Source organism: Enterobacter sp. CM29 (assembly GCF_013179605.1).
Lineage (GTDB): Bacteria > Pseudomonadota > Gammaproteobacteria > Enterobacterales > Enterobacteriaceae > Enterobacter > Enterobacter intestinihominis.
Genome location: NZ_JABMCU010000132.1, coordinates 1 through 12,600 on the forward strand (window position 1 = coordinate 1; position 12,600 = coordinate 12,600).

At 56.6% G+C, this 12,600-nt stretch carries 9 protein-coding genes and 1 pseudogene; 7 read left to right on the forward strand and 3 right to left on the reverse strand.

Annotated features, from left to right (window positions below):
- The first annotated feature begins 265 nt into the window (after nt 1-265).
- Genes feoA through feoC form a run of 3 tightly spaced genes read left to right on the forward strand, consistent with a single transcriptional unit; the run spans nt 266 to nt 3,090 of the window.
- The gene (gene feoA, locus HP459_RS15780) at nt 266-493 is read left to right on the forward strand and encodes a ferrous iron transporter A (protein WP_022649633.1); all 228 of its coding nucleotides are present in this window, start codon (nt 266-268) and stop codon (nt 491-493) included.
- A gap of 30 nt (nt 494-523) precedes the next feature.
- Nucleotides 524-2,842 carry a Fe(2+) transporter permease subunit FeoB gene (gene feoB, locus HP459_RS15785; protein ID WP_063151001.1) on the forward strand — a complete coding sequence of 773 codons (2,319 nt, stop codon included), beginning with the start codon at nt 524-526 and terminating at the stop codon, nt 2,840-2,842.
- An 11-nt stretch (nt 2,843-2,853) separates the two neighbouring features.
- Nucleotides 2,854-3,090, forward strand: a complete 237-nt coding sequence (gene feoC, locus HP459_RS15790) for a [Fe-S]-dependent transcriptional repressor FeoC (RefSeq protein ID WP_171936452.1) — start codon at nt 2,854-2,856, stop codon at nt 3,088-3,090.
- Here the strand turns inward: feoC and bioH are convergent.
- Nucleotides 3,065-3,847, reverse strand: a complete 783-nt coding sequence (gene bioH / locus HP459_RS15795; RefSeq protein ID WP_171936453.1) for a pimeloyl-ACP methyl ester esterase BioH — start codon at nt 3,845-3,847, stop codon at nt 3,065-3,067. The two genes, feoC and bioH, sit on opposite strands and share 26 nt — an antisense overlap.
- Nucleotides 3,848-3,883: 36 nt before the next feature.
- Between bioH and gntX the strand changes: the two genes are divergently transcribed.
- The 3 genes from gntX (at nt 3,884) to gntT (ending at nt 6,823) form a co-directional block, all read left to right on the forward strand.
- Nucleotides 3,884-4,564, forward strand: a complete 681-nt coding sequence (gene gntX, locus HP459_RS15800) for a DNA utilization protein GntX (protein WP_023298787.1) — start codon at nt 3,884-3,886, stop codon at nt 4,562-4,564.
- A gap of 61 nt (nt 4,565-4,625) precedes the next feature.
- Nucleotides 4,626-5,201, forward strand: a complete 576-nt coding sequence (gene nfuA / locus HP459_RS15805) for a Fe-S biogenesis protein NfuA (protein WP_003861601.1) — start codon at nt 4,626-4,628, stop codon at nt 5,199-5,201.
- Between the two features lie 305 nt (nt 5,202-5,506).
- A complete protein-coding gene (gene gntT, locus HP459_RS15810) occupies nt 5,507-6,823 on the forward strand; it encodes a gluconate transporter (RefSeq protein WP_022649637.1) in 1,317 nt (438 codons plus the stop codon).
- A gap of 87 nt (nt 6,824-6,910) precedes the next feature.
- Here the strand turns inward: gntT and malQ are convergent, their stop codons facing one another.
- A complete protein-coding gene (gene malQ, locus HP459_RS15815) occupies nt 6,911-8,989 on the reverse strand; it encodes a 4-alpha-glucanotransferase (RefSeq protein WP_171936454.1) in 2,079 nt (692 codons plus the stop codon).
- A gap of 9 nt (nt 8,990-8,998) precedes the next feature.
- Nucleotides 8,999-11,392: a maltodextrin phosphorylase gene (gene malP / locus HP459_RS15820; RefSeq protein WP_171936455.1), complete on the reverse strand. Its 2,394-nt coding sequence runs from the start codon at nt 11,390-11,392 to the stop codon at nt 8,999-9,001.
- 572 nt (nt 11,393-11,964) lie between these two features.
- Between malP and HP459_RS15825 the strand changes: the two are divergent.
- Nucleotides 11,965-12,600, forward strand: a pseudogene (locus HP459_RS15825) (transcriptional regulator MalT); the annotation flags it as partial.

Here is a 12,600-nt window from a genome sequence, read left to right on the forward strand (position 1 = left end):
GGAAGAGGGCCGGGGTGAGGGGAAAAATTATATCGTAAAATATGAAACCGATTGCATATCCATATTTAAACCGCTATTTATCACTCCATTAACAAATACGCTTTTTATTCCTTCCCGGGTATTCCCGCAAATATTGAGCAAGGTCAAGCAGACCGCAAATTAATACGATTAACAACATCCCGTCACATTTTTATTATTGCTGATAAAAACTATTCTCATTATCATCGCAGTGTTGATTATTTAACCTCTCGTGGAATCAGGCGCTATGCAATTCACTCCAGAAAGTGCGTGGAAAATTATCGGTTTTACCCGTGAGATAAGCCCGGCCTATCGGCAGAAGCTACTGTCACTGGGCATGCTACCCGGCTCATCATTCCAGGTGGTGCGCGTGGCGCCGTTGGGCGATCCTGTTCATATCGAAACCCGACGCGTTAATCTGGTTCTGCGTAAAAAAGACCTCGCATTAATTGAAGTTGAATCTTTATCCCGTTAACAAGCCAGCGGTTTCAGTGAGTCTAAAACAATGAAAAAATTAACTATTGGCTTAATTGGCAATCCTAATTCCGGCAAGACAACCTTATTTAATCAGTTAACCGGCGCACGCCAGCGTGTGGGAAATTGGGCAGGCGTAACGGTTGAACGCAAAGAAGGCCAGTTCACCACGACAGATAATCAGGTCACGCTGGTTGATTTACCGGGGACCTATTCACTCACCACAATTTCATCTCAGACCTCTCTCGATGAGCAAATTGCCTGCCACTATATTCTGAGCGGCGACGCGGATCTGCTCATCAATGTGGTGGATGCCTCCAATCTCGAACGAAATCTGTACCTCACGCTACAGCTGCTGGAGCTGGGGATCCCCTGCATCGTGGCGCTTAACATGCTCGACATCGCCGAGAAGCAAAAGCTGCGCATCGACGTCGACGCCCTCTCCGCCCGTCTGGGCTGCCCGGTGGTTCCGCTGGTTTCTACCCGCGCGCGCGGCATTGACGCCCTGAAGCTGGCAATTGACCGCCACACGGGCAATGCCGACGTCGAACTGGTGCACTACGCCCAGCCGCTGCTGCGCGAGGCCGGGCAGCTGGCGCAGGAGATGGACAACGCCATGCCCGCCAGACAGCGCCTGTGGCTTGGCCTGCAAATGCTGGAAGGCGATATCTACAGCCGCGCCTACGCAGGCGATGCGGCGGATAAACTGAGCGTTGCACAGGCTCGCCTGAGCGACGAGCTGGATGACCCGGCCCTGCATATTGCGGATGCGCGCTATCAGGCCATCGCCGCTATCTGTGACGTGGTCAGCAATGCATTAACCGCTGAACCCAGCCGCTTCACCGCCGCCGTGGATAAGATTGTGCTCAACCGCTTCCTCGGTTTGCCAATCTTTTTACTGGTGATGTACGTAATGTTCCTGCTCGCTATAAACATCGGCGGTGCATTACAACCCATCTTTGATGGCGGCTCTGTCGCTATCTTCGTGCACGGTATTCAGTGGCTGGGCTACACCCTCCACTTCCCGGAATGGTTGACCATCTTCCTTGCGCAGGGGATCGGCGGCGGGATCAACACCGTCCTGCCGCTGGTACCGCAGATCGGCATGATGTACCTGTTCCTCTCCTTCCTTGAAGATTCCGGTTACATGGCACGCGCCGCCTTCGTGATGGACCGCCTGATGCAGGCGCTGGGGCTGCCGGGGAAATCCTTCGTGCCGCTGATTGTCGGTTTTGGCTGTAACGTGCCGTCAGTCATGGGCGCGCGTACGCTGGACGCACCGCGCGAACGCCTGATGACCATCATGATGGCGCCGTTCATGTCCTGCGGCGCACGTCTGGCGATCTTCGCGGTCTTTGCCGCGGCGTTCTTTGGTCAGGAAGGGGCGCTTGCCGTCTTCTCCCTGTATGTGCTGGGTATCGTGATGGCTATTCTCACCGGCCTGATGCTGAAGCACACCATCATGCGTGGCGAAGCGTCGCCGTTCGTGATGGAACTGCCGGTTTATCACGTTCCGCATCTGAAAAGCCTGATTATTCAAACCTGGCAGCGCCTGAAGGGCTTTGTTCTGCGCGCCGGTAAGGTGATTGTAGTGGTCAGCATTTTCCTGAGCGCCCTGAACAGCTTCACCCTGAGCGGCCAGGCAGCGGACAACATTAATGACTCTGCCCTTGCCTCCGTCAGCCGGATCATTACGCCGATCTTCAAACCGATTGGCGTACAGGAAGACAACTGGCAGGCAACCGTGGGCCTGTTCACCGGCGCGATGGCAAAAGAGGTGGTTGTCGGCACCCTGAACACGCTCTACACCGCGGAAAACATCCAGGAAGAGGAGTTCAACCCGGCAGAGTTCAGCCTCGGTGACGAACTTCTGGGTGCAGTAGAAGAGACCTGGCAGAGCCTGAAAGACACCTTCAGCCTGAGCGTGCTGGCGAACCCGATTGAAGCCAGCAAAGGCGACGGCGTAATGGCGACCGGAGCAATGGGCGTGATGGGCCAGAAATTTGGCAGCGCGTCGGCGGCCTACAGCTACCTGATCTTCGTCCTGCTCTATATTCCGTGCATCTCGGTCATGGGCGCCATTGCCCGTGAGTCCAGCCGCGGCTGGATGGGCTTCTCCATTCTGTGGGGGCTGAACATTGCCTACTCGCTGGCGACCGTGTTTTATCAAACCGTCAATTACAGCCAGCACCCGCGCTACAGCCTGGTCTGTATCCTCGCGGTGATCCTGTTTAACGTGATGGTGATTGGCCTGCTGCGCCGGGCGCGTAGCCGCGTTGACGTTAACCTGCTGGCAACGCGCAAAACCCCAACGACCTGCTGTAGTAGCCCTGCGGGCGACTGTCACTGAGGGGAAAAAAGATGGCATCGTTGATTCAGGTTCGTGACCTACTGGCGTTACAGGGACGAATGGAGGCGAAGCAGCTCAGCCTCAGCCTGCATACGCCGCAGCCGATGATCGATGCCATGCTGGAAAGGCTGGAGGCGATGGGGAAAGCCATGCGCATTCAGGAAGAGCCGGACAGTTGTCTGTCCGGCAGTTGTAAAAGTTGTCCGGAAGGTAAAGCCTGCCTCAGGGAGTGGTGGGCGCTTCGCTGATAAAATTGGACAGCGCCGAACAAAACTCAGCAGGATGAGAGATGAACGGCGCATGTGCCGCTTTGGCAACCACCATTGATTCACTCTCCGGCCACAGCGCATCCAGCAGCGGAACCACCTTGCGCGGGACCAGCCCATCCAGATAGCCATAAATACGCAGATGCGGCACCGTCAGTGACGCCAGCGGCTCACGCAAATCGGCCGTTTTCAGGATCTCCAGTCCACCGTTCAGCACCTCAACCTCCGGCATCGGCAGGGAAAGCACCGTATGCTTCAGCATTCGCGCGTCCTGACGGGCGGTTTCTGTTCCCATCGTCTGCAACGCCAGGAAACGCTCCACCGTCCGCTGGAAATCTTCGCTCAACTGGTGCTGGAACCCGGCCAGCACCTCAGGTTTGATGCCCGGCCACGCCTCGCGGGCGCTGAAACAGGGTGATGAGGCAACGGTGATCAGCGCCTGCACCCGCTCAGGATGGCGCAGCGCAATCTGGCTTGCCACCAGCCCGCCCAGGCTCCAGCCGAGCCAGACGGCTTTTTGCGGCGCCGCTTCCAGAACCTGCTCCGCCATGTCCTCGAGCGTCATCGCGCCGTAGCCGTGGCTACGGCCATACCCCGGCAGATCCACCAGGTGTACCGTAAATTGCGAGGCCAGTTCCTCACTTATGCAACGCCACACTTCGGCGTTCAGTCCCCATCCGTGCAGCAGCACAAGATGACAATTTCCCGTCCCAACGGTCTGCCACCACAGCGTCTTCATCAGTTAACGTTCTCTTTTTTCACATGGAGGTTGCGTATGCTAACAGTGCCCGGCTTGTGCTGGCTATGCCGAATGCCACTTGCGCTGAGCGCGTGGGGCGTCTGTTCCGTTTGCACGGGAGCGCTGGGTTACCTGAAGGGCTGTCCGCAATGCGGCTTGCCTGCCGTAAGCCAGACGCTCCCCTGTGGTCGATGCCTGAAAAAAGCGCCGCCGTGGAGCGCGCTGGTGGCGGTGGATGATTACGTTTTGCCGCTGAGTCGTCTGGTTCATCAGTTTAAGTTTTCCAGCCAGTTCGCGCTGGCGCAGCCACTGGCACGCCTGTTATTACTGGCGGTATTGCAGGCGCGAAGAACGCGTGGGCTACCGTCGGTCGACACGCTCGTGAACGTGCCACTCTTTCAGCGTCGGCACTGGCGGCGGGGATACAATCAGAGCGACCTGCTGTGCCGTCCGCTCGCCCGCTGGCTGGGTTGCCGGTACCCCGCCTCTGCGCTGAAACGTATTCATGCCACTGCCGTTCAGCACCGGCTCAACGCCCGGTCGCGCAAAAGAAACCTGAAAAACGCCTTTCGCCTTGAATTGCCGGTCAACGGTCTCCATATCGCGATTGTGGATGATGTCGTCACCACGGGCAGTACCGTGGCTGAACTTTCCCGACTGCTTTTGCAAAGCGGCGCCGCGTCAGTTCAGGTATGGTGTCTGTGCCGTACCTTGTAGCCCTTCTTCAATGGGCGTATGATTATACCCAGGTAATTTAGTCAACTATTAGGCCAAAGCTATGATCCGTATTTCCGATTCTGCACAAGCGCACTTTGCCAAACTGCTGGCAAATCAGGAAGAAGGGACGCAGATCCGCGTGTTTGTGATCAATCCAGGCACTCCGAATGCAGAATGTGGTGTCTCTTATTGTCCTCCGGATGCTGTGGAAGCAACTGACACTGCCCTTAAATTTGAACAGCTCACCGCATACGTTGATGAGCTGAGCGCGCCGTATCTTGAAGATGCGGAGATTGATTTCGTCACCGACCAGCTGGGTTCTCAGCTGACGCTGAAGGCGCCAAACGCGAAGATGCGTAAAGTCTCTGACGATGCCCCGCTGATGGAGCGTGTGGAATATCTGCTGCAATCGCAGATCAACCCGCAGCTGGCCGGCCACGGTGGACGTGTTTCCCTGATGGAAATCACCGAAGATGGTCTGGCGATCCTGCAATTCGGCGGCGGCTGTAACGGCTGCTCCATGGTCGATGTAACCCTGAAAGAAGGGATCGAGAAGCAGCTGCTGAACGAATTCCCGGAACTGAAAGGCGTGCGCGATCTGACCGAACACCAGCGCGGCGAGCACTCTTACTACTAATTCAGTGCCCGTCTGTATTGCCCGGTGGCGCTGCGCTTACCGGGCCTGCTTTTTCTTGCCTCCCCCTCTATATGTTGACCTGCGTCTCATAATTCAAATTTTGCCTCCCTGGGTGATTCTCAATCACGTCATGTTACCCGTATCATTCCCATGGGCACTCAACACCCTTATAACAGCCGACTAAACTTATCGTTTTCGCAGGCATCAGTATGAGTGCCGTTAATACTCTGTTCCCAGTTGGGACAACCGGAATTTGTCGTTGAAACAATGACGTTACCCATAACAATTCAAAGGCCAGGTCAATCATGCCATTAGTCATCGTCGCTATCGGTGTTGTGTTATTACTGCTCTTGATGATCCGCTTCAAAATGAACGGATTTATCGCTCTGGTTCTGGTGGCACTTGCAGTCGGTCTGATGCAGGGAATGCCGCTGGTTAAAGTTATCAGCTCCATTAAAGCCGGTGTCGGCGGTACGCTCGGCAGCCTGGCGCTGATCATGGGCTTCGGCGCCATGCTCGGTAAAATGCTCGCGGACTGCGGTGGCGCGCAGCGTATTGCCACTACCCTTATCGATAAATTTGGCAAGCAGCACATCCAGTGGGCGGTGGTGTTAACCGGTTTTACCGTCGGTTTCGCACTGTTCTATGAAGTGGGCTTCGTCCTGATGCTGCCGCTGGTGTTCACCATCGCCGCTGCCGCCAACATCCCGCTGCTGTTCGTAGGCGTACCGATGGCTGCGGCGCTGTCCGTCACCCACGGCTTCCTGCCGCCGCATCCGGGTCCAACGGCTATCGCTACCATCTTCCACGCCGACATGGGTAAAACCCTGCTGTTCGGTACGATTCTGGCGATCCCAACGGTTATCCTGGCCGGTCCTGTTTATGCGCGCTTCCTGAAAGGCATTGATAAGCCCATCCCGGAAGGCCTGTACAGCGCCAAAACCTTCACAGATGCAGAGATGCCTGGCTTTGGCGTCAGCGTCTGGACCTCTCTGGTGCCGGTGATCCTGATGGCAATGCGTGCCGTAGCAGAGATGGTTCTGCCGAAAGGTCACGCGTTCCTGTCCGTTGCGGAGTTCCTGGGCGACCCGGTGATGGCAACGCTGATTGCGGTCCTGATCGCCATGTTCACCTTCGGTCTTAACCGTGGTCGTTCCATGGATCAGATCAACGACACGCTGACCTCTTCCATCAAAATCATTGCCATGATGCTGCTGATCATCGGCGGTGGCGGCGCGTTTAAGCAGGTGCTGGTCGACAGCGGCGTGGATAAATACATTGCTGCCATGATGCACGAAACCAACGTCTCCCCGCTGCTGATGGCGTGGTCTATCGCCGCCGTTCTGCGTATTGCGCTGGGTTCTGCGACCGTTGCGGCGATCACCGCGGGCGGCATCGTTGCACCGCTGATTGCCACGACGGGCGTCAGCCCTGAGCTGATGGTTATCGCGGTCGGTTCCGGTAGCGTGATTTTCTCCCACGTGAACGATCCGGGCTTCTGGCTGTTCAAGGAGTACTTCAACCTGACCATCGGTGAAACCATCAAGTCCTGGTCCGCGCTGGAGACCATTATTTCGGTGTGTGGCCTGGTCGGGGTGCTGCTGTTGAATATGGTGGTCTGATGCCCTAAGTCGGGTGGCGGCTACGCCTTACCCGACCTACATGAGCACGACCTGATAATAAAAAACCCGCCACTGGCGGGTTTTTTATTACTTCTTACCGGCTGCTTTTCGCCGTTTATCCAAATCCTTAATCAGCCTGTTCACTCCGTCATCGGCGAACATCGCTTCAAGCGTAGTGGACAGCTTGCGACGCCAGTTTTTGTACTGATAGCTGGTGCCGGGAATGTTTACCGGCTCCGCCATATCAATCCAGTCTTCCGGTTGCAGACCGAGCAACGCGCTGTTGCTGTCGGCAATATAGCGCTGTAAGCCACGGTTAAGCGTTGGCGTCATCGACATCAGCGACGCCTTATGCCCGGCGCGCTTCGGCAGACAGCCATGCTTATGCAGCGCATCCAGCAGCCCCTGTTTCGCCAGCTCGCGATCCTGATACAACCCACGCAGAACCTCTTCATCCGGGTAGAGACCCAGCGTTTTGCCGAGCGTCAGGTCGCCGCTTTCCCAGTAGCCTCTGAGCGTAGGAAGATCATGCGTCGTCGCGACTGCCATTGACTGTTCAGGGTACGCTTTCGGCGCGCGGAAGGTTTTCTCATGGTCGTTTTCAAAATAGAGCACTTTGTAGGAGTAAACCCCGCTGTCGCGGAGCTTGCTGACAATCTCAACCGGCACGGTACCGAGATCTTCGCCAATCACCATGCACTGATGACGTTTACTCTCCAGCGCGAGGATTGAGAGCAGATCGTCCACCGGATACTGCACGTACGCCCCGTGATCGGCCGTTTCACCGTACGGGATCCACCACAGACGCAGCACGGACATCACATGGTCGATACGCAACGCGCCGCAGTTCTGCATGTTAGCGCGCAGCAGATCGATAAACGGCTCGTAGGCACGCGCCGCCATCACGTGTGGATCCATCGGCGGCAAGCCCCAGTTCTGACCAAGCGGGCCCAGAATATCCGGCGGCGCACCGACGGAGGCTTTCAGACAGTAAAGTTCACGGTCACACCAGGTCTCCGCCCCGCCTTCCGCCACGCCGACGGCCAGATCGCGATACAGACCGATCGGCATGTTATAGCCCTGACTCACCTGCCAGCAGGCAGCAAACTGGCTGTACGCCAGCCACTGCAACCAGAGATAGAAATCCACCTCGTCGGCATGCGTCTCACAGAACGCCTTCACTTCCGGGGTATCCACGGACTGATACGCTTCCGGCCACACCGGCCAGCCCCAGCGCATCTCATCCTCCTGGACCTGATACGCATGCAGCGCATCAAACGCAGCCTGCCAGTAAAGGCTCTCGCCTTCCTGCATCACAAACTGGCGGAAGGCTGCCATCTGCTCGTCGTCACGCTTCGCAAAGCCCTTCCATGCCAGACGCAGCGCCGCCATTTTCAGCGCGGTCACGGAGGCATAATCGACCCAGTCCGCATCGCGGGCCTGTTTCAGCATCTGTTGGGTGGTGTCCAGCTTCCACCACGCCTGCGCCTCTTTGCTGTTTTTGAAATCGTCTAACGCGTTAACGTCGATGTAGATCACGTTCAGCCAGCGGCGGGAAGACGGGCTGTACGGGCTGGCGCTTTCCGGATTCGCCGGATAGAGGGCGTGGATCGGGTTGAGGCCGATAAATGCCCCGCCGCGCTCACCAACAGATGCCAGCATCTTTTTCAGGTCGCCAAAATCGCCAATGCCCCAGTTGTTGTCTGAACGCAAGGTGTAAAGCTGCACACAGGCGCCCCACAGCTTTTTGCCTTCGAGTAGCGCCTGCGGCTCATAGCAGCGCTTCGGCGCGACGATCACCCGACAGTGGAAGCGGCTGTCATTCTGGGTGAGCGTCAGGCTGTGATAGCCCTCCGGCAGCTTCGCCGGAAGGGTGAGGGTTTTGCCGCCGGTGGCATGGCCTTTATGCTGATGCCCCTCTTCGGTGGTGAGCAGCCAGCTGAACTCGCCGCGTCCTTCCACCGCCAGCGGCATCTTTTTGCCCGCGGTAAAGACCTTCACGTTCGGTACCGGCGCTCCCGACGCTTTCGTGTCGGATTTGTGCATGGCATCCAGCAAACGTCTTTTGGTGTCCGCACCAATAGACTGCGGTTTGCCGTGCGCATTGATGTAACTGAGGCTAATTCCCGCCGCCTGCGCGGCACTGTCCAGACGTTTACTCTCCATCGCGCTTCCTTAGCGTTTTGCCTGCCAGATACGAGCCTGATAATCACGGATTGAGCGGTCAGAGCTGAACATACCGCAGCGCGCGGTGTTCAGGATACACGCGCGGGTCCAGGCATCCTGGTCGCGATACAGCACGTCGACCTGCTTCTGCGCTTCAACGTAAGCGGTGAAGTCCGCCATCACCAGGTACGGGTCGCCGCCCTGTTTGTCCATGCTGTTCAGCATCTGGTCAAACGCGTGCTTGTCGCCGTCGCTGTACTTTCCGCTTTCCAGCTCTTTCAACACCGCATCCAGCACTTTGTCTTTTTTACGCCATTTCACCGGGTCGTACCCTTTGGCTTTGATGGCTTTCACTTCTTCAACAGTATGGCCGAAGATAAAGATGTTCTCTTCACCGACCTTCTCGGCGATTTCAACGTTCGCACCGTCCAGCGTGCCGACGGTCAGCGCGCCGTTCAGGGCCAGCTTCATGTTGCCGGTGCCGGACGCTTCTTTACCGGCGGTAGAGATCTGCTCGGAAATATCCGCCGCCGGGATCAGCATTTCAGCCGCAGAGACGCAGTAGTCCGGCAGGAACACCACCTTCAGCTTGTCGCCCACTTTCGGATCGTTGTTGACCGCCGCCGCCACTTTATTAATGGCAAGGATAATGTTTTTCGCCAGGTAGTAGCCCGGCGCCGCTTTCGCACCGAACAGGAACACGCGCGGGACGCGGTCGGCCTGAGGGTTCTCGCGGATCTCTTTGTACAGCGCCAGAATGTGCAGCAGGTTCAGGTGCTGACGTTTGTACTCGTGCAGGCGTTTGATCTGGATATCGAAAATCGCATTTGGGTTAATTTCAATTCCGGTACGCATTTTCACGAACTCGGCCAGACGTACCTTGTTCTCCAGCTTAATGGCGCGGTACTGCTCGCGGAACTTCGCGTCGTCAGCGTATTTTTCCAGGTTGATGAGCTGGTCCAGATCGTTGGCCCACTCTTTCTTCAGGGTCTTGTCCAGCAGGCCGGCCAGCAGCGGGTTGCACTGTTTGATCCAGCGACGCGGCGTAATGCCGTTGGTCACGTTGTGGAATTTGGTCGGCCACAGCTGGTGGTATTCCGGGAAGAGGTCTTTCACCACCAGATCCGAGTGCAGCGCGGCCACGCCGTTCACCGCAAAGCCGCTTACCACGCACATGTTCGCCATGCGCACCTGTTTGTTGTGTACCACGGCCAGCTTCGCCCAGACGGCTTTGTCGCCCGGCCAGGTTTTCTCCACCAGCGTTTTGAACTGGTCGTTAATCTTATTGATGATCTGCATATGGCGCGGCAGCAGCGTTTTCACCAGCTTCTCATCCCAGCACTCCAGCGCTTCTGGCATCAGGGTGTGGTTGGTGTAGGCGAAGGTACGGCTGGTGATGGCCCAGGCGTCGTCCCAGCTCAGCTGATGCTCGTCGATCAGCACGCGCAGCAGTTCCGGGATGGCAATGGTTGGGTGCGTGTCGTTGAGCTGAATAACTTCGAAGTCCGGCAGCTGCGCCAGCTTGCGGCCCGCCAGGTGGTGGCGGCGCAGAATGTCCGCCACGGAGCAGGCGCACTGGAAGTATTGCTGCATCAGGCGCAGCTTTTTACCCGCCAGATGGTTGTCGTTCGGGTAGAGCACTTTGGTCAGCTTCTCGGCGTCGATACCCTGCTGCTCGGCGCGCAGGAAATCACCGTCATTGAATTTAGTCAGGTTGAATGGATGCGCGTGCTTCGCCTGCCACAGACGCAGCGGCTGCGCCACGCCGTTACGGTAGCCGAGCACCGGCAGATCCCAGGCTTCACCGGTAATGGTGAACGCTGGTTCCCAGAGCCCCTGCTTCGTGACTTTCCCGCCAATCCCGACCTGCACATCCAGCTGTGCGTTGTGGCGGAACCACGGGTAAGTATTACGATGCCAGTCGTCCGGCGCTTCCATCTGGTGGCCGTCAGCGAACGACTGGCGGAACAGACCGTACTGGTAGTTCAGACCATAGCCAATGGCCGACTGGCCCACGGTTGCCATGGAATCCAGGAAGCAGGCTGCCAGACGTCCCAGACCGCCGTTACCCAGCGCCGGATCAATCTCTTCTTCCAGCAGATCGGTCAGGTTGATGTCGTGTTCTTTCAGCACGTCGCCGACGTCCTGATACCAGCCAAGGTTCAGCAGATTGTTACCCGTCAGACGGCCAATCAGGAACTCCATCGAAATGTAGTTGACGTGACGCTGGCCTTTCACAGGCTTCGTCGCGGGCTGAGCGTCCAGCTGCTCTGCGAGCGCCCCGCTCACCGCCTGCCACCACTGGTGAGGCGTCATCTCGTTTGCAGCATGAAGGCCAAAACGCTGCCACTGACGCGTCAGGGCAGCCTGGAATTGAGCTTTGTTGAAAGTAGGCTGTGACATAGGGAATCGGCATCCTGTAGAGAGAAAACACATTTGGCGTTAGTGTGCCTGGCTCATTGCGCCTCTTCCTCCTCCTGTCGGGGATTAGGCAGGGAGGAGTAGCGGGGATGAGCATAAAAGTGTGATCGAGGCCACTGTGTAAGTGTGCGCTTCGCTGAAAAAGCGATCCCGGAAGAGCGTCAAAGAAATGAAATGCAGTTTCGGAGGAAATTAATCATCGCTGAAATGATTACTTACGTAGAATAATATTTCTCACGTACAGCGGCTTTCCAGCAACACTATTAAGCCAGAGCAACTTTCCCCAAAGTTAATTAACTTCACCGTCATTATCTCTTTCTGAAACCAGTTTCAGCGCAACCGCGCGCCATGCAGACAAGCCAGTAACAGCGCGGCATCCAGCCATTTATGAAAAGTTCCACCAATGATGAGAATGTTTTGTGACAGAGTGCAAATTCAGAGCCTCCAAACCCAGACATAACTTGCAATAGTTCCTCTATTGGCCGAACTTATAGATATTAATTACGAAGCGCAAAAAAATAAATTCTCTCGTTCCCCACAGTGAAGTGAAAACTATGTTGATTCCGTCCAAATTAAGTCGCCCGGTTCGTCTTGACCATACTGTGGTCCGCGAGCGCCTGCTGGCTAAACTTTCCGGTGCGCATAATTTCCGACTGGCGCTGGTTACGAGTCCTGCGGGTTATGGAAAAACAACGCTCATTTCGCAATGGGCGGCAGGTAAAAGCGATCTTGGCTGGTACTCCCTGGATGAAGGTGATAACCAGCAGGAGCGTTTTGCCAGCTATTTAATTGCCGCGATTCAGCAGGCAACCAACGGACACTGCGTCACCAGCGAGGTGATGGTGCAAAAGCGCCAGTACGCCAGCCTGTCCTCTCTGTTCTCCCAGCTGTTTATCGAACTGGCCGAATGGCATCGCCCGCTGTATGTGGTGATTGATGATTATCATCTGATCACCAACCCGGTTATTCACGAGTCCATGCGGTTCTTCCTGCGCCATCAGCCGGAAAACCTGACGCTGGTCGTCCTGTCGCGCAACCTTCCGCAGCTGGGCATTGCCAACCTGCGGGTGCGCGATCAGCTACTGGAAATTGGCAGTCAGCAGCTGGCCTTTACCCATCAGGAAGCGAAACAGTTCTTTGACTGCCGTCTGACTTCTCCGATTGAGGCGTCGGAAAGCAGCCGCCTGTGT